We start from the raw sequence: 26,218 nt of genomic DNA, 5'->3' as shown, positions 1-26,218 counted from the left end.
ATACCGATATTATATCTTCTTGTATTGGTCAACAGATGGCTGGTTAAATGGATCGATTTTTAGGTAATTAGCAATTAGCATAGTACTCAACATTGTATGGATAATTTGATCTATAATTGCATACTCATCGATATGTACAAAATTCTCTAGCATCGCTGGTCGCTTGACTTGCACTAATGCATTATATATATTGTTAGCATGAGCAGCTAAACTCCTCGCAATCTCTGAGTTCTCTTTATTGTTAGTAATAATTTTATAAAATTTATCATCCGGACCTTCTAAATAAAGTTGCAACTGACTATGCTGATCGAATGTCCCTTTGGCAATTATAGGGGTTATACCAAAGCCATTCTTACCAAGTGATTCAGCTATAATTTGTTGTTGCCATCTATATAAACCATCTAATTGGTAACTATAATTAAACATAACTAACATATGTCTATTTAAAGAATATTGATTGAGGTAATACGCAGCTATCTCACAAATATTATAGTCAATTGATGAGAAGTTGGTGACGTCGTCGCTCAATGCTCGCCTATTATTTATAGGTGTCGCTCCATCGCTCCTGCTATCTACTTCTCCTGAATTGACTATAGAGCCATCAAGGATAATATCTGATATTTTCTGGGAAGCAGCTGCAACAACTTTGCCTACATCAACTCCTGCAATTGCTGCTGGTAGTAAAGAGGCGTTAGAAATTATACCAAATCTTCCACTGCTTACATTATCATGCTCTAAACAATTTGCACCAAAAGACTTTGCTAAATTATATAACAAATTATTACTAAACGGTACTGTTACATAAACATTTTGAGAAGGAACGTGCAAAACTTCTAAAACATACTTAGTTAATAAATAGGTTTCATTGGTATTTCCAGACCTACTCAATGAAAAAAACACTGCCTTATCTAAGTTAACTACTGCCAATTTTTTATCAATTGCTAACTGATCTAAATTATCAAGATATATTAGCCTTTTAGTGGCTACTGCCTTCATACTTAGCAATGCCCTAATATTTAGGCAAGATGCACCAAAACCTATAATAATCACAGTATCATATTTTGCAGTAAGCTGAACGGCAAGATTCTTTATTTGATCTTGCTTAATCAGGTCAAACCTTAAGAAATCATATTTATTGGATTTAATCTGTAAAAGAAGATCGTTATATAGTTTGCTCAGCATTTAATCTCCGCTTAATAGATTTCCCCGCTTCTCGTTGTCATTCTTAGTAATGGCGAGAATCTAGCCCCCTGCTTACGCAGGGGTGACACCACAACTGTTGAAAGTTAGAAGGTAAAGCGGGTTTTAGATAGGTTTTCCGCTATTAGCGAGACCACGCAAGTAGGTCCGTGGCAATCCACATTCATTAGATTGCTTCGTCGGCTTATGCCTCCTCGCAATGACGTATAAACCTACAACCCGTCATCATCGTAATGACGTTTTGGTAAAAATGCTCGTCATTGCGAGCGAACGTATGTGAGCGTGGCAATCCACATTCATTAGATTGCTTCGTCGTGCTTTAGCACTCCTCGCAATGACGTTGACCACATACGATTTTTAAACTATCCGGTCTAAAACCGCTTCCTCTTCTAACTTTCAACAGTTGTGGGGGTGACACTAAGTCGAGCAGGAATGACACTAAGTTGAGCATAAATGACATCCTTGCGTGTAATGTTAGCCCGGTTCTTTACACCTTTCATGTTAAAAATGTGTAGAGAACTTTAGATGGAAAGTTTGCTTCTCATCATAAGGTCGCTTCTTAATTGGCCAAGCCCAGTCCATTCTGATAGGGGCAAAGCGAGTGACCCAGATAAAGCCAACTCCAACAGAAGCCCGAAGCGACTTATCATTATAAAAACTATCAGCTTTATAGGTACTTTTAGAATTTAATCTTACCCCCCACAGACTACCAGCATCTATAAAAACAGCACCAGTCAAATTAAAGTCTTCTGGTAAACCAGTCGGAAAATTAAGTTCTGTTGAAACTGTATAATATTTTTCTCCACCAAGACCTTCATTTGTTCTTTTCTCTCTCGGGCCTATTCCACTGGCAGCAAATCCTCTAAGACTATAATCACCCAAATTAAAGCGATCAGAAATTCTAACAGTTTTACCTCCAACACCCATTATATTACCGACACTACTAGCAATTTTCAAAGTAAATTTATTATTGATAAAAGATTTAAAATACTTACCGTCTAGTTCATGTTTTAGATATTTATTATTACCTCCAACACCAGCAAATTCCTGGGTACCACTTATAACGTAACCATTTTTAGGAACAATCCTACTATCAAGTTGATCATAAGTGATAGTATGCCCAATGGCAGATGTTACGAATTTTCCCATTTGTTCATTTAAGAATATAGAACCCGGATTGCCTGGAGAGCTTAATACTTCTCTTTTAATAGTATGGTCAATTTCATGACTTAAATCTTCGGCAATATCATAACCAAGAGAGGTTTTGAGTCCTATAGATTTTAACGTATAATTTTGATCTCCTTGTGAAAGGAATGAAGTACCACGACCGCTATAATTATTGAAAGCATTGAAACCTAGCGATAAGTCTTTATCAAGAAAATGAGGCTCGGTTATGCCGCCATAGTAGCTAATACTTTTTTTCCCTACTTGCACTCCAGCATTTAACAATTTTCCGGTACCAATTAAATTGCGTTCTAAGAATGATATACGTCCAAATGGTCCGCCTGCTGTATTATAGCCAGCATCAAAACTAATTGATGACGTTGATTTTTCCTCAACATCAATATTAATATCATATTTATCTTTTCGTTCTGTGGGCGTGACGCTAATAAGTACTTTTTCAAAATAATCTAAATTACGTAAATTTCGATCACCTTTCTCAATATAAGAACGATTAAATATATCTCCTTCAGAAATTTTAAATTCTCGCCTAATAACTTTATCTTCAGTTTTTAGATTATTAGTAATATTAATTTGATTAATATATACTTTATCTGCCTTATCTATCACAAATTTAACATCGACAGTATGATCTGGATTTTTACCACTTACATCGGGATAAACACTAATTCCTGGATAACCTTGACTGGCAAAATATGCAGTAAGTTTATTAGTTATTTTATTTAAACGATTAATATTGAATGTTTCACCGGAAGTAACATTAATATATTTGTTAATTTCATTTAGATCAATATTAGGCAGTTTATTGTCAATAGTAATGTTGCCCAATTTATATTTTGCTCCTTCATCAATAGAATAAGTGATGGTAAAATATTCCTTGGTTGGATTTAGCTCTGCTGTAGCAGAAATAACGCGGAAATCGGCAAATCCTACTGATTGATAAAATTCCTTTAGTAATTCTTTATCATACGCCAAACGATCTGGATCATAGGTATCATTAGTTTCTAAAAAACTAAACCATTTCGATTGTTTGGTTAGGATAACAGATTGCAGTTCATTAGTACGATAATTATTATTTCCTTGGAAATAAATTTGTTTAACTGTTGTTTTAGGTCCTTCTGCAATATCAAAAGTAACTCTTACTCGATCATTCTCAAGCTTTTCGATTTGTGGGGTGACAGTTGTCGAATAACGACCGGAACGTTTGTACATCTCCTTAATCTTCTCGACATCCAGTTGGATTTTAGCCCGACTCATTGACTCACCGGTCATAGTAAGCATTTCCTTCGATAATACAGAGGTTTTGATTTTAGAATTACCTTTGAATATTACCTTAGCAATAAAAGGAGTTTCTGAAACAGTAACTATCAAATTGCCACCACTTACTAGTCTAATAGTTATATTCTCAAATAAAGATGTTGCGTAAAGATTTTTGATTGCTTCATCTGCTCTTGACGAATTATATTCTTCTCCAACTTGAAGCTTTAAATAATTTTCAATAGTTGAGGTTTCAATCCTTTTGTTACCTTGAATAGTTATTTCTTTAACATACTCAGCTGATAAAGCGGAGATATTATATAAAATAGTTGTTGCCAAAATAGCTATTTTAATAGTTGGTTTGACTTTTATTTTCACAAGAACCTTCTTTTCTTTAATATTTTAATTTTAGAGTAACGGATATGGTTAACTTAATTATTTAAAAACTAAGTTTTTTATATCATTTGACAGAGAAATTACAATAAGAAAAATAATTATCCCTATACCTAATCTTAGTATAACATTTTTTATTGCCCCACTAAGTGTTTTACCAAAAATTATTTGATATATTATAAATACTAAATGTCCACCATCCAGAACTGGAATTGGTAGCAAATTAAGTAAACCTAGATTAATTGATATCATAGCAACAAATAGGGCAAAGCTTGCTACTCCTTGTTCTAAAGATTTTCCTGATTCTTGGGCAATGGTAATTGGTCCACCAATTTCATTTAATGATCTTGTCCCCATTAACATTTGTCCAAAATGTCCTAAAATTAAATTTGAGATATAAATAACGTCTACGGATCCTTGATAGATACTTTGAAAAATATTCATTTTAATATAAATAGGCTCATTTTTAGCAATAATTCCTATATAAGGTCTTTTTAGATTAGGATGATTATCTAGTTTTTTCTCTACCGGAATTATAGAAATGTCTATAACCTCACCATTTCTGTCAACTAAAAGATGGAGAGGCTTGATTCCATTGGTTAATAGGTTGTTTTGTAAATCGGCGATACTGTTAATTTTATTATTATTCACTATAATAATTTTATCGTTTTTTGTAAGTCCAGCTAGTTCTGCAGGGGAATTAGCTACCACTTCACCAATTATTGGTGGTATCTCTATTTGACCGTGAGAAAAATAAATAGTTGTGAATATTACAATGGCTAACAAGTAATTAGCTATAGGTCCAGCGGCTACAATTAAGAATTGGGCATAGAGAGGCTTGCTAAGAAAGGCGTAATGTGACGGATTCGGATGCTCTAAAGAACCGGATTCCCAAGATTTGGGTTTTTCCAATGTTGCAGGGTCAAATCCATAAATTTTAACGTAACCACCGAAGGGTATGGCACAAATTTTCCATTTTACGCCATCTTTGTCTATTTTAGAGAATAGTTCCTTGCCAAAACCTATCGAGAATTCCTCGACTTTTACTCCAAACATTTTAGCTACGTAATAATGACCAAACTCATGAACAAATACTAATAGGCTGATGGTCAGAATAAATCCGAATATTGATAACATACAACTCATTATTTTTTTAAGAGGTTTACTAAGTTATACTTTTTTGCTATAGGTAATAGATTAAATATGTTACAATACTGTTGAAAAATTTTATGACCTCAGCCAAAATTAACACCAAAACGATAGCACGCATTGCTGCGGTACAAGCAATTTATCAGTATAAACCGGAAGATCCTAAGTGCAACATAGAAAAAATCATACAGCAAATTATTCAATTCTATCAAGATGAGAGAGCGGCTAATAGTTTAACAACCAATCTAACAGCTAGTTTAAATAAACCAATAAAAGTAAAATTAAGTATAAGCCATTTTGAATTGTTAGTAAAGTCTGTAGTTGTAAATCTACCTCAAATTGATAAGATGATATCAAGGCATTTAACAGCTGAATGGCAAATTACTAGCTTACCTATTCTGCTTCTTGCTCTTCTGCGTGTGGCAATTTGTGAATTACAATTTTTTCCAAATGTACCGAATAAAGTGGTAATTAATGAATTCACCGACATTACAAATGATATGTTGAGCGAGGGCGAGGTTGGTTTTGTTAATTCTGTATTGGATAGAATTGCTAAAATATCTAGCGAAAACTTTGAAGAGATTGCCGATCATGACATCTAACATATCAGGTTTTAGAGGTAAATTTGTTGCCGTTAAAACTGCAAAAAGGCGAAAAACTTCATCAAAAGAGTGGCTTGCACGCCAATTAAATGATCCTTACGTTGCTAAAGCCAAGCTTGATGGTTACAGATCCAGGTCAGCTTATAAATTGCTGGAAATTCATGAGAAGTTTAATTTGTTAAAACCAGGGATGAAATTAGTTGATTTAGGGGCTGCCCCAGGAGGGTGGAGCCAGGTTGCTGCCAAAATTATTAAATCTAATGATTCTGGTATAGTTAATTCAGGAAAATTGGGTAGCAGGAGTGATGGAGCAACGCCCACTAATATGATAATTGCTGTTGATTTGCTTGAGATTGAGCCAATTGTTGGTGTAGATTGTTTGCAAAAAGACTTTTATGCCGAAGATACTGAAGAGACTATTATAAAAATGCTAGATGGTAAGGCTGATATTGTAATGAGTGATATGGCTGCGAACACAACAGGTCATGCAACAACAGATCATATTCGAACTCTTGACTTATGTGAACATGCCCTTGATTTTGCCTTAAAAGTTTTAAAGCCGGGAGGGCATTTTATTGCTAAAATTTTTCGAGGTGGTACAGAAAATAGTGCCTTGAACAGAATTAAACTTAATTTTCATAAGGTTAAGCATTTTAAACCATCTTCTAGCCGTAAAGAGTCAGTAGAGATCTATTTAATCGCTCTAAGTAGGAAATCTGTATAATTTTCGTTTAAAAAAGTACCAAGAATAATAAAGTACAAAAGTCCCAACAACAGTATATGTAGAAAATAGAAAACCTTGTCCATCATAAAGTCCATGTGCTATATAAGAAGATAAAGCTCCAGAATAAATACCAATAGCACACATAGTGAAATATATTGCTAGTGCGGTTCTCAAATCTTGGGCTTCAAATTTACCGGATAATATTAATATATTACAAATAAAAATAGCACATAAACATACACCAATTGTAGAAAGGAGATAGATGTTGCCTATTAAAGTGACCCCATAGTGGGGTAAAAGAATAAAGCTGGCTAAGAGGATAATCATCAGTATTAAGTTAGCAAGATATTTATTGATTATTTTTAATGATAAAATAACAGGTGATATCAAGAAAAATATACTCATAAGAGTATAATGGGAAATAGTGTCTATCTTTGATACAGGAAAGTGTTTTTCTAAAGCAAATTCCTCATAATACCACAATATATCGAAAGTAATATAAGATACCATAAAGCCTGTTAGAACCTGTAATTCTATGTTCTCAATTAAAAATGAAAATCTAGAAACTAAAATTGTATTTTTGTTAATATTATCTCTTTGTAAGCAAGTTATAATAATAAAACTATAAAGTGATACGCATAATAATAACCCATTTGTCGCTGATTCTAGAAATTCGGCTAGTAAATCAACGGTAAATTGTCCAGCTATCCATAGCAAAGAAAAGATAATAAGAGCAAAATATTTATAGTATTTATAGTTATTGGTTAATTCCACTATTTTGATGATAGTAGTGGTTATGTAAGTGTAGTAGGCGGATGCCATTATAATAAAATTGATTTTAAGGATGGTGTAATCCTTGATCATAATTAGGTTTAATATACCTATTATCAGTAAGATTAAACTAATAATGGTAGTTTTGTTGTCACTGATTTTATTAATTAATGGGGTTAAGAATAAACCAGCTATTATATAACCTAACATTTCGATTGATTCGATATGATCTAGCTGATCTCCAGATAGGCCTTTACTTATTAAAAAATCTGGTATTACTAGTGCATTGATGTAAGTAATACATGCGAAAAGAAATACACTAATAAATAATAGCAAAGCTGTTTTTAAATGATTATCTTGGGTCATAAATAATTGTTTGCTAAACTAGATTACATCGTATATAAATTTCTTAATAGAGAGGCGTTTAAGAAGTTTGTGTAATCAAAAGTACATTAGCTTATTCATTAAAATTTGTCTAATTAATTTTATTATGACCATGAATAAAATTTAGGTTTATAGAACAGCGAATTTGCGTAAGATGGCTAAGAAATTTCTAATGGTAGTTATTTATTAGGTTAGTGTACTTAAAACGATATGAATGTTTTTTAAATTTGTCATAATAAATAGATATTGTTTAATGTTGCTAGGTTTGCAAAATATTAGAGATGTACCTAGAAATTTACGAGTAAAAAATTAATGAGTAAGAAAATTATAGTTGATGCTAACTTTCCTAATGAAACAAGGGTAGTATTACTAAATCATAATAATAATATTGAAGATATTGAATATGAAACTGCGATAAAACAGCAAAACAAGGGTAATATATATCTTGCAAAAGTTATAAGAGTTGAACCAGCCTTGCAGGCTGCCTTTATAGATTATGGTCCTGATAAGAGTGGATTCTTACCTTTTACTGAAATTAGCCCATATTATTATAATATACCAGCATCCGATCTTAAATCTTTGCCTTCTATAAACAAATTACAAGAAATCTCTCTTTCAGATATTACCCAAGATGATCTTGTGGAGTCTGAAACAAAGAGAAATTATAATCTGATAATAGATAGTGAAGAAATTGATTTAAATGCTATAGAAAGATTAGTGGACGAAAAAATTCAGGTAGAATTTAATTTAGATGTTCTAGATAATGACATTGAAACAATAAATGTTGAGAGAAGTGATAAAGATGAAGAGAATAAACAAAAGCAATACAAAATTCAAGAAGTAATAAAAAAGGGGCAGATTCTGCTTGTGCAAGTTACCAAAGAAGAAAGAGGTAATAAAGGAGCGTCGTTTACCACCTTTATGTCTCTTGCTGGGAAATATTGTGTTTTAATGCCTAATACGTCCTCCCAGAATGGTGTATCACGTAAGATATCCAATGCTGATGAACGGAGGAGGCTTAAGAATATTGTTAGTAAAATAACTTCAAATAATAGTAGCAGCGTATCAAGTATTATAATTCGTACGGCTGGTGCTGGATGTACTACTTTAGACATCAAAAGAGATTATGATTATTTAGTAAAATTATGGAATAAAATTAGAGAGAGTACCCTTAAATCTATAGCTCCATGTTTTATACATGAAGAAGATGGGCTGATCCAAAAAGTCATCCGGGATATGTGTGATCATACGGTTAAAGAATTGATAATACAGGGTAGTGAGTCATATCAAAACGCTGTAAGATTCATGAAGGATATATTACCTACAGATATTGGTAAGCTCAAAGAATACAAAAATAAAGTACCAATTTTTACAAAATTTGTTATTGAGGAGCAGCTAACTAAATTATATCAGCCTGTTTTTGCTTTACCTTCCGGTGGGTATATAGTAATAAATCCAACAGAAGCCCTTATTTCGATTGATGTTAACTCAGGCAGAGCAACTGCTGAGAAAAATATTGAAGAAACGGCGTTAAAGACCAACTTGGAAGCTGCCAGAGAAATTGCTCGGCAAATTAAATTAAGAGATTTATCAGGCTTAGTAGTTATTGATTTTATCGATATGTATGATGCTAGAAATCGTAGAATTATTGAGAGATCTTTTAAGGAATTTCTAAGTCGAGATCGGGCAAGAATTCAAACTGCTAATATTAGCCAATTTGGTTTGCTTGAGATGTCTCGGCAAAGATTAAGACCATCATTTTTGGAATCGAATTCATCGATTTGTTCATATTGTAATGGCAAAGGGCTTGTTAGAGCAGATGAGTCAAATGCTATGTTAATTTTACGTACGATAGAGAATGAAATTTTTAATGAAAATATCGATCTAGTAAATGTTTTTGCTAATATTCATTCAGTCATCTATTTACTGAATAATAAGCGTTCAGAAATATCTATAATTGAAGAAAAATATAATTTAAAGTTAAGATTCCACGTTGATCCATCTGCCACTTCTGATAATTATTCAATTGAAAAAATAAAATTGCCAAAAAAATCTAGCCATGCTGGGGCTACTAGTAAACCATTAATTCAAAATCAGTCTTCTAATTATCAAGAAGAAAAGATTAATAAAGAGCCACCTACTAGTTCAAATCCTAATAGAAAGAAGCAAAAATGGAAAACTCCTGATAAGTTAGAAGCTAGTAGTGAGTTAAATAAAAATGTAGAAATAGCAATTGATAACGAAAAAACTGACAAAGAGGTTGTTGAGTCTAGTCAAGAAACTGATAAGGCATTAGTGGTAACTGAGTTGGACAATGAAAATGTTGTTGATACCATTAAGTCAAATCGTAAATATATTGATAAGAAATCAAGTTATACTCGTCCCCCTAGAAGGCGTAACTATAATAAAAACAAAGTGGCTGATAATGGGCAATCTCAGGAATTAGCTAAACAGGAGGGGGCTAATAGTTGATAAAGAGTAGCTTGAGTTTATTAGTAATCGTCACTTACTTGTTTTTATGTACCTCTTGTAGTTTAAGACCTGTATATAGTAATAAATATAGTTTACAAGAATTAAGCCAATTAAGTGCTATTGAAGTTGAGCCAATAGACTCTATTGCTGGGGCAGAATTTTGTTACTATTTGTCTAGTATTCTACCAAAATCTACAACATCAACAACAAAGTATTTATTAAAGGTAAAATTTACCAACAAAATTTTACCGCTTATTATTAAAAAAAATTCTGATGTGTTAAGAGAAACAGTAAGTCAAACTATTCAATATAGGTTAGTTGATGTTGTGACTAATCAACAGGTTACCTCAGGAACATTCCGTCATGTGACCTCTTATAGTACAGCTTCTTCACCTTATCATAGTTATTTAGATAATGATAAGGCATTGGAAGACCTTACAAAACAAGGGGCGAATGAGATACTGGAAAGATTAATTTTATATTTTAAACAAAATATCATTAAAGCAAAATAGCATTAAAGATGAAATTCTATCTATCACAAACTATGCAGCTACTTGATAAGGTAGAAAATGGACAAATTAAGGCTCTGTTACTTTATGGTCCAGATAAAGGGTATATAGATAAAGTTTGTAAAGCCTTAGTAAAGAAATTTGATTTACTAAAAACCTCTATAGAATATTCAGAGATTAAATCTCGGTCGCTTGAAACTTTAGTTAATACCCAAAATTTCTTTATGCAAAAACAATTGATTACTGTAAGATCAGTTGGAGAATCTATAGATAAATCTTTAAAACTTGCTCTTAGTAAAGATTCAGTGCATTTCTTAGTGTTTATTGCTGATGAATTATCAACTGCTTCTAGCATACGTAAATTCTTTGAAACGGAAACTTATTTGGCTTCTTTAGCTTGTTATCATGATGATGAACAAAAAATTGCTAAGATAATTTTACATAAATGTAATAGTGTAGGGAAGGTTATAAAAGAAGATGCTGTTAACTATTTAACAACTCGCCTAAAAGGTGACCATCAAACGCTAGTTAGTGAAATCGATAAATTAACATATTTTACATTTGATAAAGAGCAAATTACTTTAGATGATGCACGGCAGGTAGTTAGTGATGATTTTATGGGAAATGGGGATAATTTATGTGCTTATTTTTCCTCAAAAGATGCTGATAATTTTTTACAAGAATTCAATAAATTAAAACAACAAAATATTAATGAAGTGCTAATTATCAGAGCATTAATCAGATATTATCTAAATTTATACATCATATTGAGTAAGTTAGAAATTGGTATTGATATAGATGTGGCGGTAAAATCACTATCCCCACCAATTTTTTATAAATATGTGGCAAATTTTAAAAAAGCTGTAAATAAGCTTAAATTAGAGGATTGTATTAAAACACTGAAACATTTGCAGCAAGCAGAAATTGATTACAAGCTAAATCCAGTTGGCTTTGATATATATCAACAAATTTATGTTAAAGTTAATCCGATTAGTATTTAACCAAACTCACAAACGTTATTGCGAGAAGCTACTTTAGTAGCGACAAAGCAATCCATAAAAGTAACCAAAAATGGATTGCCACGACCTACTTGCGTGGTCTCGCAATGACTTATAAGTCTATAACTTGCCATTGCGAGCGTATGTGAGCATGGTAATCCAGAAGCTTGTCAATTGCTTCGCTGCTTTACGGTTTTACTCGTAATGACAGCATGATACCAATAGTTAGATATGGTCTGGTATTTTAGAATGATCCCCTACTAAAACTGGTAAATCTTCCCAAACATCGAGAACAGGCTCTGCATTAGATGATACATTAAGAAGGTTAAATTTATTCCACTCTGAAAATTCGACTGAAGATGCTTTAAGAATAGGAGAGCTTATAGAAGGATGATGGCTCTTACAATTAGTTATTTTAGGAGGAGAAAATGAACGATATAGCTTATTAAACCTGCTTATAGGAACCGCATCATTGCATGTATTTGGATCATTATAATCTAAAATAGGTAATGAACTATATAGCTTAGCCTCATTATTTTCCTTGCCCTCACATGAATTAGTTGTTTCGTCCAATATATGATGCAAATTTGTGCTAGAAACTTTAAAATCGTATACTTGCAGCAAAACTGCGTAACACTATCTAATTTCTTTGCTAGTATGAATTTATTGTATAAATTTGGATTTCTACTATGCAAATATCACCGATTAATAAAAAACAGATTAATAAAAAAACTAGTTGAAAAAGTAGCAGTCATATTATAATATTTGAAATATTAATAATAATGATAATTAATCAAATGAAAAAACCAAAAGTAGCGACCTTAAGTGCTGAAGAACGAGAAGAACTAATACAGCATGTCAAGGAAAGTTCATTAACGGGAGATGAACAGCAAACGATAGTAGAGCTTGTGAAATTTTGTAACGAGCTAATAGACAAGCTAGCATCATCAAATATCAGTATAAATAAGCTTAAGGAAATGCTGATTGGTTTTAAGGCAGATCACAAAAAAAAGATAGTTCAGATTCATTAAAAGAACCGCCAGGTGAATCTGATAACGGGAATGGTGGTAATGAAGGAGAGTGCGATAAGCCCAAAAAGATAGATCGTAGTAATTGGCAAGGTAAATATGGGTTTGATGATTATAAGGATGCGAATACCAGCTATTTAACTCCTGAGAATTTTTGTAGTGGTGATAGCTGTCCTCACTGCTATAATGGCAAACTATATAATAGTGAAGCTAGAAAATTGCTACAATTTACAGGTAATGCTCCAATTACAGTCAACAGATATGTAAAGAAAACGTTACGCTGTAATGCTTGCGATTATACAGTTATGAACAATAAAAATATCAACAAATGGACAAATAGTAGCAGAAGTGCAATAGTGTTACAAAAGACCTATGGTACTCCTTTCTACCGTTTATCTAGGCTACAGAGTTTAAGCGGGGTTCCTATAGCATACAGCTCGCTCTGGCAACAATATTTAGATGTTTGGCAAGAAGGTGGTGGAGCTGAAATTTACGGGGTATTATTGGAAATGGCTGCCGAATGTAGTTCACTGAACCTTGATGATACTAGAGCTAGGATTTTAGAAATTACTATAGCCAATAAAAAATTACGTACTCAAAATAAGAAAGGACGCAGCTGTTATACTACTACAATATGTGCTAAGACTGCAAATAATGAGGTAATAGTTTTATATTTTACCGGTAATAGGCATGGTGGAGAAAATATAGGTAACGTACTAAAGAATCGTAAGAATAGAACAGATTCTATCCAATTAATGACTGACGCAAGTAACAATAATAACCCGGTATTATCAGAAGCAGATAAAGAATTACTGGCAATAATAGTGATGATCAATTGTTTGTCACATGGTCAGAGAAAATTTACAGAAAATGAACTATATTACCCTGAAGAATGCGGATATTTTCTCAAACAAACACGTGGGATTTACCACAATGAACATCAATGTAAAGAGATGAGTCCTGAAGAGAAACTTGGGTATCATCAGGAACATAGCAGTAAATATATAGAAAACATATATAACAAAATAGACGAATTATTTAACGACAAGAAAGTTGAGCCTAATAGTAGGCTTGGACAAGCTATGAAATATTGGATAAATAATAAAGAAGGTTTGACCCAATTTTTAAAAATCCCAGTTAGCAATCTTGATAATAATTGGGCTGAGAGATCACTGCGTACCATTATTTTACAAAGGAAGAATTCATTATTCTTTAAAACAATCAATAGTGCTGAGATACATAGTGGTCTGTATAGTATAGTAAAGACTTGTAGTGAGAACGAGATCAATGCCTTTAAATATTTAAATTGGCTACAAGAGCATAGTAGCAAAGCAAAGAAGCATCCTGAGGATTATACGCCTTTTGCCTATGCAAGATATATGAATAATACGGAATTAATCGAGACAGCAGCTTAAACGACAGGAAGCCAATCATTAGAGAATTTGGCAGAACTAGGATCGCCATTATGAATAAGAATGTGTAAGGTTCTATAACAAATTTGGTAAGATGAATTATCAGATGGGAAAAGTTTTGCCGTAAATTTACCTTTGGATAGGCGTTTAGAGCATAGCCAAAAGCCTTGACCGTCAAAGGACAAAATTTTAATGGCAGTTCTGTTTTTATTATAGAATAAAAACAAGGAACCATTAAGAGGGTCAGAAGAAAGTTTTTGTCTACAAACAGCGATTAAGCCATCGATACCCTTGCGAAAATCGATGGCAATAGTGGCAACAAAAATAACTGACGCCGGGGTTAGTTGCAGCATAAAAATGTCTGAATTATAGTTTTTGGCTCTAGTGTTTGGATAATAAGCTTGGTACCATTTGGTTTAATAATGTGACAAGTATAGTGATTTTGCTTGGGAGCAGCTACAGGATCGGTATCTATAGAATTTACTAGTTGAAATGGGAGAAAATTAATATTTTGTTGTAGGGATTGATTTGAAGTTGAGACAGAAGAAGTTTTGATGGTAGGTTCATGGGCTTTTTTAGTTGAACTAATTGTTGCTTTATTAATATTAAGATGTTTATAGTAAATCAAATTGAATTAGGTGATAAGATGTGGTATAAATAAAGGAAAAAATGTCAACAAGTCCATATAGTCAAGATTTAAGAGAAAAAGTAATAAATTATATAGAAAAAGGTAATAGTCAAGAATCTGCTGCTAGAATATTTGCTATACATAAAAATACAATTAGCCGTTGGAACGTAAGGAGAAGAAAAGAAGGAACAGTGCTGGCAAGAGCTAGACTAGGATTTAAAAGTAAGATTGATAAAAAAGCATTGGAATATTTCGTAACAAATAACCCTAATAGTAAGCTACAAGAAATTGGTAAGAATTTTGGAATTACAGGTTCTCAAGTAGCTAATATATTAAAAAAGTTAGGATTTAGTTATAAAAAAAAACCTTTAGCTATTTGGAAGCAAGTGCAGAGAAACGATCTGATTATTTAGAAAAGATCAGTAAATATGATAAAGATAAAATAGTATATCTTGATGAAAGTGGGATAGATATGACAATTTGCCAAGATAGAGGTTGGGGTAAGATAGGAGAATTATTGATTGGCAAGAAGAGTGGGAAGCATTATCAAAGGACTAATATAATAGCTGGTTTAGTAAATAACAAACCAATAGCCCCTTTTGTTTTTAATAAAACTTGTAATACAGAACTATTTAATAATTGGGTTGAAAAATTTTTGATTAAAGAGTTAACAGCAGGACAGGTTGTAGTGATGGATAACGTTAGTTTTCATAAATCTCAAAAGACAAAAGAGCTAATAGAATCAGTTGGTTGTGAAGTTATTTTTTTACCCCCATATTCTCCAGACTTAAATCCAATAGAAAAATTTTGGGCTAATATGAAGCGATGGATTCGAAACAAAATAGCGGAAATTGGTACATTATCTAAAGCTATTTCTGCATTCTTTGTCACCTAATTCAATTTGATTTACTATAGCTATCTCTTGGTAAGAATAATGATGGAGTAATTGGTGAACTAATTCCTTTAGATGGTTTGGTATAGGATCAAACTTATTAGTTTTAGTTTGACGCCAAGCTTTAAATTGCTGAGCTACTTGCTCAATAGTAATCGATGGTATTTGCATAGTATGAAACCCAAATGTATAAAAAATTCATACTAACAAAAAAATTAGATAAAGTTATGCAGTTTTGCTGCAAGTATACCATTAAGAAGGTTAAATTTATTCCACTCTGAAAATTCGACTGAAGATGCTTTAAGAATAGGAGAGCTTATAGAAGGATGATGGCTCTTACAATTAGTTATTTTAGGAGGAGAAAATGAACGATATAGCTTATTAAACCTGCTTATAGGAACCGCATCATTGCATGTATTTGGATCATTATAATCTAAAATAGGTAATGAACTATATAGCTTAGCCTCATTATTTTCCTTGCCCTCACATGAATTAGTTGTTTCGTCCAATATATGATGCAAATTTGTGCTAGAAACTTTAAAATCATTATTCCATAATTTAGACCAAAAAGTACGATTATCATTTAAGCCCTTACAGACTCCTGTTACAATATTTTTGATATTCTTATTTAAATATTCATGACCCATTTCAGATAATTGAGGGCATAAATGTTCAGTGATTTTATCCCTATCTTTCGGCGAAGATACTCTGGCTAACTTTAAGGCTGTTAATACTATATTATAAGATGCAATCGTGTTATTTACTTTATCACAAAATGCTTTAATATTATCATCAGTGAATTTACTTGAATCAAAATATTCCATATCATGGTGTTTTATAGTCTTACTCAACTGTTTTCTAGTTGAAAAAGACTCTATTGCTGCATTATTAACTGAATTTTTTAAATGTGTAAGGGTTACCATTGGATCAGTTATCTTATCTAACTGATTTTTTAAGTCAGAACAAATATTGTGCAGAGAGTCATTAATTTTATAGAAAGTTACATTGTCCCACTGCACAGGGTCATCTTGAGATTCATTAAATATATTTGCCATATTAAAAATCTTATACTTCCAGTAGTCAATATTTTCAGAATTAGTATCGGCAGTATCAACCGCGGTATTAGCATTGCCAATAATGGTTAGGGGTACTTTTTTCAATACAGCTTTCTTATCTTTACTCGTTGGCATTTGACATTTCATAATCTTCCATAATAATTTTTATTATGGAACATATTTATTGATATTTTATAGTATAAGTCAAGTGGATTTATATCAAAAAGAATAATTTTTATTAATTTTATGTAAAATATTGGATTTTTATGCAATTAAAACATTTTTTTACTTAGTGGCAGAAATTTTTGTGATATATTGCCTAAAAAGAGTATAAACCCTAAGAAACTTTTGTTATTGCAGGGAGTACGTAACCCGGCGAAGTATGTAAGCTGTAATTCCCTCGGGGTTTTGTCCACAACTGTTGAAAGTTAGAAGAGGAAGAGGTTTTAGACCGAATAGTTTAAAAGTCGTATGTGGTCAACGTCTATTAGCGAGAAAGACCGTAGGTCGACGAAGCAATCCATAAAAGTAACCAAAGATGGATTGCCACGACCTACTTGCGTGGTCTCGCAATGACAGAAAACCTATCTAAAACCCGCTTACCTTCTAACTTTCAACAGTTGTGGGGTTTTGTCATTCCCGCGTAGGCGGGAATCTGAGATCCCTGTCTTCGCAGGGATGACACAAAGTCGAGTAGGGACGGTGATACAAAACAGTATTGCTTTGTCGTGTGCTTCGCTAATAGACGTATAGTAATGCTAATCAGGATAGCTGTATTTGTATTAAACTTAAAATTTTGAGAAATGGATGTATCCAACAGTAAGATTAAGAAGAAATAGAAAAACTCGGTGGTTACGAGAATTAGTAGCGGAGAATAGGCTTAGCGTTAATGATTTAGTGCTAGCATTATTTGTTGTTGAAGGGGAAAACCAGCGTCAGGAGATTAGCACCATGCCTGGTATATATAGGTTGTCTATTGATCAAGTAGTATTGACTGCTAGGCAGGCTTATGAGAATGGCATAAATGCCATAATACTTTTTCCCTGTATAGAGGCAAAGTTAAAAAGTGACAATGCGGATGAAGCGTATAATCTAGATAATTTAATGTGTAGGACTATTCGAAGTATCAAAAAGGCTAACATTGATATTGGTGTAATATGTGATGTTGCACTGGATCCTTATACTACGCATGGTCATGATGGTATTTTACATAATGGTGATGTAGATAATGATAAGACGGTTGAAGCTTTGTGTAAACAAGCTTTAGTTTTAGCAAAGGCTGGGGTAGGCATCGTAGCCCCATCTGATATGATGGATGGTAGGATTATGGCAATACGTCAAATGCTAGATTCAGAAGGTTTTATTAATGTTAATATACTATCTTATGCCGCAAAATATGCTTCAAATTTTTATTCGCCATTCAGAGATGCGGTGAGCAGTAATAAGGCAGTTTATCTAGATAAAGCGACCTATCAGATGGATGTACGCAATAGCAGAGAGGCTATGTTAGAGATAGAACATGATCTGGCTGAAGGGGCGGATATGATTATGATTAAACCTGGTATGATGTTTTTGGATATCATAGCCCAAGCGGCAAATAGCTTTAATACTAATATATTTGCCCATCAGGTCAGCGGCGAATATGCTATGTTGAGACTTGCTGCGGAGGTCAATGCCTTAAATTGGCAGGCGGCTTTGATAGAATCGTTATTATGTTTTAAGCGAGCTGGGGCTAGTAACATTGTTACTTATGCCGCGTTGGAAGTAGCTCAGATATTGAATAAACAAGCAATTAATATTGTAGAATAAATAGGATATAATGCAAGAGAAACGTCAGGCTAATGTAATAATAGGAATTATTATAACATTAGGTTTATTAATAACTATTACGTCATTTTATCTGTGGTTATCCTTTGAGACACCGCAGAAGCCTCTTGCTGGTAGAGGAGGGGGGCATAATGATGATGTGCAAATTGGTGGAAAATTTGAGCTAACTGATCAAGATGACAAGATTTTTAATAGTGATAATTTGAAAGGAAAATTGAGTTTGATTTATTTTGGCTTCACTTATTGCCCTGATATTTGTCCTACTTCTTTGCAAAAGATAATGGAGGTCATTAATACTCTTGATAAGTATAAAATTGATGTTGAATTTGTTTTTATTACCATCGATCCCAAACGTGATAGTTCTGATGTTCTTAAGGAATATTTAAAGCATTTTAATTCTAAGTTTATTGGTTTAACAGGTAGCGAACAACAGATTAAAGAAGTGGCTGATAAGTTTAAGGTGTATTATGCTAAAATAGATACTAATAGTGAAGATTATATGTTAGATCACTCTTCTTTCGTTTATTTGATGGATAGACAAGGAAAATATGTAAAGCATTTTTACTTAAATAGTTCAGCTCAAGAGATTATAGAATTTATTAGAGTAATGGAACAGCAGAAAAAATATTAAGATGAATTATTTACTAGTTTCATACCTGTTTGCCTTCTTGGCTCTTGGCTTATTGTTAGCAGCAAGTTGGATAGGTTATAATAAGGTTAAGGTTAGGTTAGTTAATGCAAAAAAGGGTAAAAAATAGATTAAAAATTATATTATTTTACCTATTATGCAGTGCCGGAGGGGTATATATGATATTATATAACCTTGAAGATAATATAGTATTTTTTTATCCTCCATCAAAGATTAATGAGTTAAAACTTGGCAAAGAATTTAGGGTAGGGGGGTTAGTTAAAGTAGGTTCAATTAAAAAAATTACGGCTGATAAGGTGCATTTTGTCATTACCGATGACATTAAAGACCTAGAAATATCTTACCAAGGGGTTTTGCCCGCTTTATTTCGTGAGAGGCAAGGGGTAATAGCTGTCGGTAAGCTATTAGACAACATATTCATAGCTCGTGAATTGTTGACTAAACATGATGAGAATTATTCTCCAGCCCAGTATATATATTCAAATGAAAAGTTGATAGAAAAAGATGGAAACATAAAATTTAAGTGACGTTTTTATGCTGCTTAATACTTATAGAATAAAAATTGTAGGGTACTATAGTCAATTGATGAGAATTTGGTGACGTCGTTGCTCAATGCTCGCCTATTACTTATAGGCGTCGCTCCATCGTTTCTAGCCCCAAATTCTCCTGAATTGACTAAATAATGATTTGCAATATAAACTCGTAGAAATATATGGATAATAATAACGACTTCCCTGGTCAAGTAAATTTCGGTTTTTCCAAAGTGTCCTTTGAGCAGAAAAGAGATATGGTTAGAGATATTTTTTCTAGCGTTGCTAATGAATATGATGTAATGAATGACTTAATGAGTTTAGGGATACATCGTCTATGGAAAGATCAATTTGTTAGACAAATTCCTAATTTAGCATCAAATATATTGGACGTTGCAAGTGGCACCGGTGATATAGCTTTTAGGATAATAAAGCGAGCTAAGGAACAAAATATATTACCCCAAGTCACTTTGTGTGATATAAATTTAGACATGCTGACGATAGCTCGTAATAAAGCTGTTGATAGTAACATATTACATGGATTAGAGTATGTCGTAGCTGATGCGGAAAAATTACCTTTTCCTGATAATAGTTTCGATTGCTATACTATAGCATTTGGTATTAGAAATGTGTCAAAAATTGACAATGCCCTAAAAGAAGCTTATCGCGTACTAAAGCCTAAGGGCAAATTTCTATGTTTAGAATTCTCTAAAATGCAATATGAGGGGCTGAAGCAATTATACCAGTTTTATTCGTTTAATATTATTCCTAAGATTGGTAAAATTGTAGCAAACAACGAAGCAGCTTATCAATATTTAGTAGAAAGTATTAGTTTATTCCCAGATCAGGAGAATTTTGCAATTATGTTAAAGGATGCTGGATTTAGCGATGTTAGTTATAAGAATCTTCACTTAGGAATCGCTGCTATTCATAGTGGTTATAAATGATTAGCTTATTATTGAATTTTTTGCATATATTAAGAGTGGTAAGCAAGCAGCAAATTCTGACTTATCCAGGTACCATAAAATTACCATCTAGGTTAAGAATTCTTGGTTGGATGATAACCATAATAGTTTATCCGATTGGTTTATTTAAACTACCAAAAGACGATTTTGGTATGAGGTTAACTGATTGTTTTAAAAAATTAGGACCTGTTTATATAAAATTTGGGCAAACTCTTTCCACCAGACCAGATCTCATCGGAGTTAAAATTACTAACTACTTGCAATCTCTACAAGATAAGTTGCCGCCTTTTAGTAGCGATATCGCACGACAAATTATTGAGGAGTCTTTTGGACAAAGTGCCGATGAGTTATTTTCCGCCTTTGAGGATATACCAGTTGCGGCGGCTTCGATTTCTCAAGTACACAAAGCTAGGCTGAAATCAGGTGAGTTGGTTGCGGTAAAAATATTACGCCCTGAAATTCATCACACATATAATAAGGATATTAAACTTTTATATATTCTGGCTAGGCTAGTAGCAAGAATATCGACAAAATTAAAAAGACTACGATTAGTGGCAGTAATGGATGTATTTAATGCTACTATGAAGTTTGAGCTTGATCTACGTTTAGAGGCAGCTGCCGCCTCAGAATTGTTTGACAATTTCCAAAATGATGTTGATATATATATTCCTAAAATTTATTGGCAACTGACGCATGAATATATAATAACCACAGAATGGGTAGATGGAACATCAATTTATGCTCGAGATAAGCTGATAGAACAGGGCTTAGATCCAGCTAAAATAGCTCAAAAATTTGCTATAATGTTTTTTAATCAAGTATATAGAGATGGTTTCTTTCATGCAGATTTGCACCCTGGCAATATTCTAGTTAGGTCAGATGGTAGCATAGTGTTACTAGATTTTGGTATTATGGGTAGATTACCTGATAAAGATAGAATGGCAATTGCTGAGAGCCTATTTGGTTTTTTAAGTAAAAACTATAAGCTAGTAGCACTTGTCCATCTTCGAGTTGGTTATATAGATAAAAATACCGATCTTGATCTTTTTGCCCAAGCCTGTAGAGCAGTGAGCGAACCGATTATAGGATATGCTGTCAAAAATATTTCTATAGGTAAGTTACTTGCCCAATTATTTAAAATTACTGAAGATTTTGGTATGGAGGTGCAACCACAATTGCTATTATTACAGAAAACTATAGTAGTAGTTGAAGGGGTGGGACAACAGCTCGATCCAGAAATTAATATGTGGCAGCTTATAGAACCATGGATCAAGAAATGGGCGGCTAAAAATCTTAGCCCAGAGGCAAAGGTGATTAGGTTTTTAAAGCATTTAGTAATTCACCTTACGCATGGTATTTAAAAGTTACATAGAAAATAGCTTGGCGTCATTGCGAGAAGCTACTTTAATAGCATTGAAGCAATCCAAATGGATTGCCACGACCACTATGTGGTCTCGCAATAACAGATAACGTCATTGCGAGGCGGCGTAAGCCGACGAAGCAATCCAGAAATGATTAGTAATAGAAATATCGGAAAGATTATGTAAATGAAAATAGTAACTTGGAATATTAACTCTCTACGTTTGCGACTTGATTTGCTTAAGAAGCTAATTGATCAACATCAGCCTGATATTATATCTCTCCAAGAGACCAAAACAGTTAATGAGTTATTTCCTCATCAAGCTATTAATGATATGGGTTATAATCATATATATTATTCAGGGCAAAAATCTTATAATGGAGTAGCAATTTTATCGAAAATTCCTATTACTAATAGATTCTCCCTTGAATTATATAATAGTGATAAAAGGCATGTAGCAGTTGAAGTTCTGGGTATAGAAATCCATAATTTTTATGTACCAGCTGGTGGAGATATAGCTGATGTAAAGATCAATGAGAAATTTAAACATAAATTGGCATATTTAGAATTAGTACAACAATGGTTGACCTATAATCGTAGTAAAAATAGTAAGATGATCATAACCGGAGACTTAAATATCGCACCATATGAGCATGACGTATGGTCGAGTCGTCAATTGCGGAATGTTGTTAGCCACACAGATATAGAGCGGTCAACCTTGTTGGAGTTACAATCTTCCCTAGGTTTTATCGATAGTAGCCGTCATTTCGTGCCGTATGATCAAAAATTTTATACTTGGTGGAGTTATAGAAACATAGACTGGCAAAAATCTAACCGGGGACGTAGACTAGATCATATTTGGACTAGTTGTAACTTACAAGATAAGATGTTATCGGTCAGCTCCTTATCAGAAGCTAGGGGATGGCTTCAACCTTCTGATCATGTGCCTTATTTTTTAACACTAAATATGAGGTAAATATAGCTAACATAGGTCATTGCGATACTACATAGTGGTTGTTGGATCGCCACGCCACTTCGTGGCTCGCGATGACGCATAAGCGTTAGTTTAAGAAAATAAAGTAGAAAAGCTGTCTATTACTCGATAATCAAAATTTGTCATATATGGACGAGTGAATTTGTCATATATGGACGAGTGAATTTGTCAAGAAAGAAAATAAAAAAATAGAGCCACAAAGGAAGCGGTCATATATTCGGCATCAAGTGCCATAATGGTTTCTGCATTCTTATAAATATCCTTGAGTGACCTCTCATTCCCACGGCTTCTAGAGCCTCGACATAATTACGGATTTTATTCAGAATACTTATTCATTAACTCTTTAACTTTCGTTCTCTTTATTGTTACTATTCTTTACTCACAATATTTATCAATTACCAATTTTTATTTAGTTGACATAGTTTCTTCTTTTTTTCCAACTAAACTAATTTGCAACATATTCGCTACCATTGGTGACTACTGCATAAGCAATCCTTGCTAACTTATTTGCTAAACCAACACATATAATATTATATGATTTATTTTCAGCAAATTTCTTCACTGCCCACTGCACTAGTTTATCTTTTGATTCCTTATCACTTTTTGCTCTTATTGCTATTGTCCTTGCGGCTTGAATCAACATAGTTCTGGCATATCTATCTCCTTGTTTGGTAATCCCTCCTAAAACTATCTTATCTCCTGAGCTATGTTGTTTTGGTACCAAACCAAGCGAAGCAGCAAAATCCCTCGGGGTTGGATAACTTTCCATTGGGGCTACACTCAAACAACTAGCATTGATTGCTCCAATGCCAAAAATTGTCTGCAACCTAGTAGCTTTCTCACTTTGCTTATTATTGCTGATAATCAGCTTTTCTAAAGTTTTTTCTTTGTCATATAAATCCTCAATTTCTTTACATTCTAAAAGTAAAATTGACCTTATCCCAGAATTTATATAACCTTTACTATACGCTAACTCTACCTCCAGCCTACATGATTTGCAAAATTTATTTTTACTTAATTTTGTATTATAGCCATATTCACATAAACTTGATATTGTAGAATTAGTTTTTTGCACACGATCTCTGATCGTATTACTTCTAATTTTATGCAAGAATTTTATATCTTGTTCCTCCTTGCTTTTTAGTAGCACAGTTTTTAATTCTGGATCACGAGCCGCTTTGCATATTGCTAACGCATCGTTATAATCATTTTTCTGTTTCGATGTAGCATAAACTTTTACATCTTTTTTTTTCATTAGTTTGACTTGCAAACCAAGCTTAGCAATTTCCTGTGACCAATAATTAGCTCCTCCACATGCTTCCATAGCTACCAATGAACTTTTATCGAGATTGCTTAAATAGGCTATTAACTCATCTCTTGTAACTTTTTGGTAACCTATTTTTTTGCCATTTTGATCGACTTGCATCAAGTGCATACTATTTTTTGCTAAATCTATTCCTATTATAGTATTTTTTATGCTATTATTTATCATGGTATGAACCTATTAATTAAATTATTATTTAATTTGGAGCAGCTGAAAACTATTTTTCAGCTGACTCCGTACAAGTAAAGCATATTTCGCTTCACTCGTCCATACCATCATTCCCGCGTAGGCGTGAATCTAATACTACAGTTGTAGTTTAGATGTGAGCATTCACGATTTTTTTGTGATGAATAAAAAAACCTGATCACCAAGCGTCATTGCGAGGAGACCGTAAGGTCGACGAAGCAATCCAGAAAAGCGATTAGAAAGGATTGCCATGCCACCTACGGTGGCTCACTAATAGACAACTTTTCTACTTTATTTTTTTAAACTTAAGAAAATAATTCGTCATTGCGAGCCACCGTAGGTGGCGTGGCAATCCATTCCTAATAACTTTTGTGGATTGCTTCGTCGACCTACGGTCTTCTCGCAATGACGGTTTTTTAATTATTATTTTCTTAAACCAATGCTTATGCAGTGATGACGGGTATAAACGCATATGTCATTGCGAGATCACGCAAGTAGGTCGTGGCAATAAATGTATGGTCACTCTCTGGATTGCATTCGTCAGGTTACAACTTCCTGATGAGACAACTAGCAATATGACTCTATCTCTGGGTGGAGTCCTATCGCTGTTGTCATATCTAAGTATGGTGGTTCATTAGTTGTATTCCCCCCCATCTCTATGGTCACCCCATTACAAGGTTCTGCCTCTATCACATATACACCGCACTGGTCATATTCGTCTTCAACGTATACTTGCAGCAAAACTGCATAACTTTATCTAATTTTTTTGTTATAGTTAAACCCGTTGAATTAGATGACATTATATGGTATAAATAAGAGAAAAAATGTCAACAAGCCCATATAGTAAAGATTTAAGAAAAAAAGTAATAAGTTATATAGAAAAAGGTAATAGTCAAAGAGCGGCTGCCAAGATATTCGATATACATAAAAATACAATTAGTCGCTGGAACGTAAGGAAGAGAAAGGAAGGAACGATATTAGCAAAAGCTAGAGTAGGTTTTAAAAGTAAAGTTGATAAGCAAAAGTTAGCAAATTTTGTAAGAAATAATCCAAATATGAGATTACAAGATATTGGTAAAGAGTTTGGAATTGCGAGGTCTCAAACTGGAAGGATATTAAAACAGCTAGGTTTTAGTTATAAAAAAAAACCTTTACCTACATGGAGTCAAGTGTAGACAGACGAGCTGAATATTTAGAAGAGATCAATAAATATGATAAAGGGCAAATAGTGCATATTGATGAAAGCGGTATAGATACAGGTATTTGCCAAGATAGAGGCTGGAGTAAAACAGGAGAATTACTGATTGGAAAGAAGAGTGGGAAACACTATCAAAGAACTAATATCATAGCTGGCTTGGTAAACAATCAATCAATAGCTCCTTTTGTTTTTAATGGAACGTGCAATACAGAGTTATTTAATAATTGGGTTGAGAAGTTTTTAATTAAAGAGTTAAAAGCAGGACAAGTTGTAGTGATGGATAATGCTAGTTTCCATAAATCAAAGAAAACAAAGGAATTAATAGAATCAGTTGGTTGCAAGCTTATTTTTTTACCGCCATATTCACCAGACTTAAATCCCATAGAGAAGTTTTGGGCTAATATGAAACGATGGATTAAAAATAAGGTAACAGAAACCAGCAAATTATTTGAAATTATTACTATGTTCTTTGTCACCTAATTTTATGGGTTTAACTATAGTATGAATTTTTTATACATTTGGGTTTCAT

Annotated in this window: 28 protein-coding genes; 17 read left to right on the top strand and 11 right to left on the bottom strand. The window is 33.1% G+C overall.

Annotation, left to right across the window (positions count from 1 at the left end; translation table 11 throughout):
- Positions 1-9: 9 nt before the first annotated feature.
- The 3 genes from ACQH6S_RS08760 to rseP all read right to left on the bottom strand — a co-directional run bounded on the left by ACQH6S_RS08760 (position 10) and on the right by rseP (position 5,169).
- Positions 10-1,182, bottom strand: a complete 1,173-nt coding sequence (locus ACQH6S_RS08760) for a hypothetical protein (RefSeq protein ID WP_425360141.1) — start codon at positions 1,180-1,182, stop codon at positions 10-12.
- A 519-nt stretch (positions 1,183-1,701) separates the two neighbouring features.
- Entirely contained in the window at positions 1,702-4,011 is a 2,310-nt protein-coding gene (gene bamA / locus ACQH6S_RS08755) for an outer membrane protein assembly factor BamA (protein WP_425360891.1), read from the bottom strand.
- 63 nt (positions 4,012-4,074) lie between these two features.
- A complete protein-coding gene (gene rseP / locus ACQH6S_RS08750) occupies positions 4,075-5,169 on the bottom strand; it encodes an RIP metalloprotease RseP (RefSeq protein ID WP_425360142.1) in 1,095 nt (364 codons plus the stop codon).
- A gap of 92 nt (positions 5,170-5,261) precedes the next feature.
- Here rseP and nusB point away from each other — a divergent pair, with 92 nt between their 5' ends.
- Together nusB and ACQH6S_RS08740 are read left to right on the top strand one after the other, a co-directional pair.
- A complete protein-coding gene (nusB, locus tag ACQH6S_RS08745) occupies positions 5,262-5,783 on the top strand; it encodes a transcription antitermination factor NusB (protein WP_341749055.1) in 522 nt (173 codons plus the stop codon).
- On the top strand, positions 5,773-6,507 hold the full coding sequence (locus ACQH6S_RS08740) for an RlmE family RNA methyltransferase (RefSeq protein WP_341749054.1): 735 nt from the start codon (positions 5,773-5,775) through the stop codon (positions 6,505-6,507). Before nusB ends, ACQH6S_RS08740 begins: the two co-directional genes overlap by 11 nt.
- On the opposite strand, the gene ACQH6S_RS08735 is transcribed toward ACQH6S_RS08740, so the two are convergent.
- Entirely contained in the window at positions 6,487-7,644 is a 1,158-nt protein-coding gene (locus ACQH6S_RS08735; protein WP_094649229.1) for a hypothetical protein, read from the bottom strand. The two genes, ACQH6S_RS08740 and ACQH6S_RS08735, sit on opposite strands and share 21 nt — an antisense overlap.
- A 330-nt stretch (positions 7,645-7,974) precedes the next feature.
- On the opposite strand from ACQH6S_RS08735, the gene ACQH6S_RS08730 reads away from it, so the two are divergent.
- The 3 genes from ACQH6S_RS08730 to holA are packed head-to-tail and all read left to right on the top strand — an operon-like array spanning position 7,975 to position 11,644.
- Positions 7,975-10,134: an Rne/Rng family ribonuclease gene (locus tag ACQH6S_RS08730; protein WP_425364537.1), complete on the top strand. Its 2,160-nt coding sequence runs from the start codon at positions 7,975-7,977 to the stop codon at positions 10,132-10,134.
- Complete coding sequence (locus ACQH6S_RS08725) at positions 10,131-10,646, top strand: hypothetical protein (RefSeq protein ID WP_425360144.1); 516 nt, start codon at positions 10,131-10,133, stop codon at positions 10,644-10,646. Before ACQH6S_RS08730 ends, ACQH6S_RS08725 begins: the two co-directional genes overlap by 4 nt.
- An 8-nt stretch (positions 10,647-10,654) precedes the next feature.
- Positions 10,655-11,644, top strand: coding sequence for a DNA polymerase III subunit delta (holA, locus tag ACQH6S_RS08720; RefSeq protein WP_425360145.1), 990 nt, complete (start codon positions 10,655-10,657; stop codon positions 11,642-11,644).
- A gap of 222 nt (positions 11,645-11,866) precedes the next feature.
- Here the strand turns inward: holA and ACQH6S_RS08715 are convergent, their stop codons facing one another.
- Positions 11,867-12,265 (bottom strand): hypothetical protein, encoded by a 399-nt coding sequence (locus tag ACQH6S_RS08715; RefSeq protein WP_425364536.1) that lies wholly within the window; start codon positions 12,263-12,265, stop codon positions 11,867-11,869.
- A gap of 158 nt (positions 12,266-12,423) precedes the next feature.
- Between ACQH6S_RS08715 and ACQH6S_RS08710 the strand changes: the two genes are divergently transcribed.
- Both ACQH6S_RS08710 and ACQH6S_RS08705 read left to right on the top strand, forming a co-directional pair.
- Positions 12,424-12,672: a hypothetical protein gene (locus ACQH6S_RS08710; RefSeq protein WP_341758049.1), complete on the top strand. Its 249-nt coding sequence runs from the start codon at positions 12,424-12,426 to the stop codon at positions 12,670-12,672.
- Positions 12,673-12,974: 302 nt separating this feature from the next.
- The gene (locus tag ACQH6S_RS08705; RefSeq protein WP_425364395.1) at positions 12,975-14,084 is read left to right on the top strand and encodes an IS66 family transposase; all 1,110 of its coding nucleotides are present in this window, start codon (positions 12,975-12,977) and stop codon (positions 14,082-14,084) included.
- Here ACQH6S_RS08705 and tnpB read toward each other — a convergent pair.
- Complete coding sequence (tnpB, locus tag ACQH6S_RS08700) at positions 14,081-14,434, bottom strand: IS66 family insertion sequence element accessory protein TnpB (RefSeq protein ID WP_341752109.1); 354 nt, start codon at positions 14,432-14,434, stop codon at positions 14,081-14,083. The genes ACQH6S_RS08705 and tnpB overlap by 4 nt on opposite strands.
- Positions 14,422-14,709: a hypothetical protein gene (locus ACQH6S_RS08695; RefSeq protein ID WP_425364535.1), complete on the bottom strand. Its 288-nt coding sequence runs from the start codon at positions 14,707-14,709 to the stop codon at positions 14,422-14,424. Before ACQH6S_RS08695 ends, tnpB begins: the two co-directional genes overlap by 13 nt.
- A gap of 41 nt (positions 14,710-14,750) precedes the next feature.
- On the opposite strand from ACQH6S_RS08695, the gene ACQH6S_RS08690 reads away from it, so the two are divergent.
- Both ACQH6S_RS08690 and ACQH6S_RS08685 read left to right on the top strand, forming a co-directional pair.
- Complete coding sequence (locus tag ACQH6S_RS08690; protein WP_425364376.1) at positions 14,751-15,122, top strand: IS630 transposase-related protein; 372 nt, start codon at positions 14,751-14,753, stop codon at positions 15,120-15,122.
- On the top strand, positions 15,086-15,604 hold the full coding sequence (locus tag ACQH6S_RS08685; RefSeq protein WP_425364377.1) for an IS630 family transposase: 519 nt from the start codon (positions 15,086-15,088) through the stop codon (positions 15,602-15,604). Before ACQH6S_RS08690 ends, ACQH6S_RS08685 begins: the two co-directional genes overlap by 37 nt.
- Here the strand turns inward: ACQH6S_RS08685 and ACQH6S_RS08680 are convergent.
- Both ACQH6S_RS08680 and ACQH6S_RS08675 read right to left on the bottom strand, forming a co-directional pair.
- The gene (locus ACQH6S_RS08680) at positions 15,569-15,772 is read right to left on the bottom strand and encodes a hypothetical protein (protein WP_425364534.1); all 204 of its coding nucleotides are present in this window, start codon (positions 15,770-15,772) and stop codon (positions 15,569-15,571) included. The genes ACQH6S_RS08685 and ACQH6S_RS08680 overlap by 36 nt on opposite strands.
- Before the next feature lie 44 nt (positions 15,773-15,816).
- Positions 15,817-16,803: a hypothetical protein gene (locus ACQH6S_RS08675; protein ID WP_425364533.1), complete on the bottom strand. Its 987-nt coding sequence runs from the start codon at positions 16,801-16,803 to the stop codon at positions 15,817-15,819.
- A 660-nt stretch (positions 16,804-17,463) separates the two neighbouring features.
- On the opposite strand from ACQH6S_RS08675, the gene hemB reads away from it, so the two are divergent.
- The 3 genes from hemB to ccmE all read left to right on the top strand — a co-directional run bounded on the left by hemB (position 17,464) and on the right by ccmE (position 19,659).
- Positions 17,464-18,465 (top strand): porphobilinogen synthase, encoded by a 1,002-nt coding sequence (gene hemB / locus ACQH6S_RS08670; RefSeq protein ID WP_425360147.1) that lies wholly within the window; start codon positions 17,464-17,466, stop codon positions 18,463-18,465.
- A 10-nt stretch (positions 18,466-18,475) separates the two neighbouring features.
- The gene (locus tag ACQH6S_RS08665; RefSeq protein ID WP_425360148.1) at positions 18,476-19,114 is read left to right on the top strand and encodes an SCO family protein; all 639 of its coding nucleotides are present in this window, start codon (positions 18,476-18,478) and stop codon (positions 19,112-19,114) included.
- A gap of 104 nt (positions 19,115-19,218) precedes the next feature.
- On the top strand, positions 19,219-19,659 hold the full coding sequence (gene ccmE / locus ACQH6S_RS08660; protein WP_425360149.1) for a cytochrome c maturation protein CcmE: 441 nt from the start codon (positions 19,219-19,221) through the stop codon (positions 19,657-19,659).
- A gap of 14 nt (positions 19,660-19,673) precedes the next feature.
- On the opposite strand, the gene ACQH6S_RS08655 is transcribed toward ccmE, so the two are convergent.
- Positions 19,674-19,874 (bottom strand): palindromic element RPE2 domain-containing protein, encoded by a 201-nt coding sequence (locus tag ACQH6S_RS08655; protein ID WP_157905692.1) that lies wholly within the window; start codon positions 19,872-19,874, stop codon positions 19,674-19,676.
- On the opposite strand from ACQH6S_RS08655, the gene ubiE reads away from it, so the two are divergent.
- The 3 genes from ubiE (at position 19,845) to xth (ending at position 22,963) form a co-directional block, all read left to right on the top strand.
- Positions 19,845-20,609: a bifunctional demethylmenaquinone methyltransferase/2-methoxy-6-polyprenyl-1,4-benzoquinol methylase UbiE gene (ubiE, locus tag ACQH6S_RS08650; protein WP_425360150.1), complete on the top strand. Its 765-nt coding sequence runs from the start codon at positions 19,845-19,847 to the stop codon at positions 20,607-20,609. The two genes, ACQH6S_RS08655 and ubiE, sit on opposite strands and share 30 nt — an antisense overlap.
- A complete protein-coding gene (gene ubiB / locus ACQH6S_RS08645; RefSeq protein ID WP_425360151.1) occupies positions 20,606-21,988 on the top strand; it encodes a 2-polyprenylphenol 6-hydroxylase in 1,383 nt (460 codons plus the stop codon). The genes ubiE and ubiB overlap by 4 nt, the downstream gene beginning before the upstream one ends.
- Positions 21,989-22,174: 186 nt before the next feature.
- A complete protein-coding gene (xth, locus tag ACQH6S_RS08640) occupies positions 22,175-22,963 on the top strand; it encodes an exodeoxyribonuclease III (protein WP_341749045.1) in 789 nt (262 codons plus the stop codon).
- A gap of 463 nt (positions 22,964-23,426) precedes the next feature.
- On the opposite strand, the gene ACQH6S_RS08635 is transcribed toward xth, so the two are convergent.
- A complete protein-coding gene (locus ACQH6S_RS08635; protein ID WP_425360152.1) occupies positions 23,427-24,473 on the bottom strand; it encodes an IS110 family transposase in 1,047 nt (348 codons plus the stop codon).
- A gap of 842 nt (positions 24,474-25,315) precedes the next feature.
- On the opposite strand from ACQH6S_RS08635, the gene ACQH6S_RS08630 reads away from it, so the two are divergent.
- On the top strand, positions 25,316-25,666 hold the full coding sequence (locus ACQH6S_RS08630) for an IS630 transposase-related protein (RefSeq protein WP_425360020.1): 351 nt from the start codon (positions 25,316-25,318) through the stop codon (positions 25,664-25,666).
- The gene (locus ACQH6S_RS08625) at positions 25,651-26,169 is read left to right on the top strand and encodes an IS630 family transposase (RefSeq protein ID WP_425360021.1); all 519 of its coding nucleotides are present in this window, start codon (positions 25,651-25,653) and stop codon (positions 26,167-26,169) included. Before ACQH6S_RS08630 ends, ACQH6S_RS08625 begins: the two co-directional genes overlap by 16 nt.
- Positions 26,170-26,218: the final 49 nt, after the last annotated feature.

Source organism: Candidatus Tisiphia endosymbiont of Mystacides longicornis, assembly GCF_964031095.1.
Taxonomy (GTDB): domain Bacteria; phylum Pseudomonadota; class Alphaproteobacteria; order Rickettsiales; family Rickettsiaceae; genus Tisiphia.
The sequence above is the reverse complement of the archived record's forward strand: the minus strand, read 5'-3'. Positions and strand labels throughout refer to the sequence as shown.

Bases quoted from the DNA above. Each gene is read 5' to 3' on its own strand.
- ACQH6S_RS08710 (WP_341758049.1), top strand. From the start codon at position 12,424: ATGATAATTAATCAAATGAAAAAACCAAAAGTAGCGACCTTAAGTGCT.
- ACQH6S_RS08625 (WP_425360021.1), top strand. From the start codon at position 25,651: ATGGAGTCAAGTGTAGACAGACGAGCTGAATATTTAGAAGAGATCAAT.
- ACQH6S_RS08735 (WP_094649229.1), bottom strand. From the start codon at position 7,644: ATGACCCAAGATAATCATTTAAAAACAGCTTTGCTATTATTTATTAGT.
- ACQH6S_RS08740 (WP_341749054.1), top strand. From the start codon at position 5,773: ATGACATCTAACATATCAGGTTTTAGAGGTAAATTTGTTGCCGTTAAA.
- ubiB (WP_425360151.1), top strand. From the start codon at position 20,606: ATGATTAGCTTATTATTGAATTTTTTGCATATATTAAGAGTGGTAAGC.
- ubiE (WP_425360150.1), top strand. From the start codon at position 19,845: ATGGATAATAATAACGACTTCCCTGGTCAAGTAAATTTCGGTTTTTCC.
- rseP (WP_425360142.1), bottom strand. From the start codon at position 5,169: ATGTTATCAATATTCGGATTTATTCTGACCATCAGCCTATTAGTATTT.
- hemB (WP_425360147.1), top strand. From the start codon at position 17,464: ATGTATCCAACAGTAAGATTAAGAAGAAATAGAAAAACTCGGTGGTTA.
- ACQH6S_RS08675 (WP_425364533.1), bottom strand. From the start codon at position 16,803: ATGAAATGTCAAATGCCAACGAGTAAAGATAAGAAAGCTGTATTGAAA.
- xth (WP_341749045.1), top strand. From the start codon at position 22,175: ATGAAAATAGTAACTTGGAATATTAACTCTCTACGTTTGCGACTTGAT.
- ACQH6S_RS08635 (WP_425360152.1), bottom strand. From the start codon at position 24,473: ATGATAAATAATAGCATAAAAAATACTATAATAGGAATAGATTTAGCA.
- holA (WP_425360145.1), top strand. From the start codon at position 10,655: ATGAAATTCTATCTATCACAAACTATGCAGCTACTTGATAAGGTAGAA.
- ACQH6S_RS08665 (WP_425360148.1), top strand. From the start codon at position 18,476: ATGCAAGAGAAACGTCAGGCTAATGTAATAATAGGAATTATTATAACA.
- ACQH6S_RS08730 (WP_425364537.1), top strand. From the start codon at position 7,975: ATGAGTAAGAAAATTATAGTTGATGCTAACTTTCCTAATGAAACAAGG.
- tnpB (WP_341752109.1), bottom strand. From the start codon at position 14,434: ATGCTGCAACTAACCCCGGCGTCAGTTATTTTTGTTGCCACTATTGCC.
- ccmE (WP_425360149.1), top strand. From the start codon at position 19,219: ATGCAAAAAAGGGTAAAAAATAGATTAAAAATTATATTATTTTACCTA.
- ACQH6S_RS08690 (WP_425364376.1), top strand. From the start codon at position 14,751: ATGTCAACAAGTCCATATAGTCAAGATTTAAGAGAAAAAGTAATAAAT.
- ACQH6S_RS08760 (WP_425360141.1), bottom strand. From the start codon at position 1,182: ATGCTGAGCAAACTATATAACGATCTTCTTTTACAGATTAAATCCAAT.
- ACQH6S_RS08705 (WP_425364395.1), top strand. From the start codon at position 12,975: ATGAACAATAAAAATATCAACAAATGGACAAATAGTAGCAGAAGTGCA.
- nusB (WP_341749055.1), top strand. From the start codon at position 5,262: ATGACCTCAGCCAAAATTAACACCAAAACGATAGCACGCATTGCTGCG.
- ACQH6S_RS08680 (WP_425364534.1), bottom strand. From the start codon at position 15,772: ATGCAAATACCATCGATTACTATTGAGCAAGTAGCTCAGCAATTTAAA.
- ACQH6S_RS08630 (WP_425360020.1), top strand. From the start codon at position 25,316: ATGTCAACAAGCCCATATAGTAAAGATTTAAGAAAAAAAGTAATAAGT.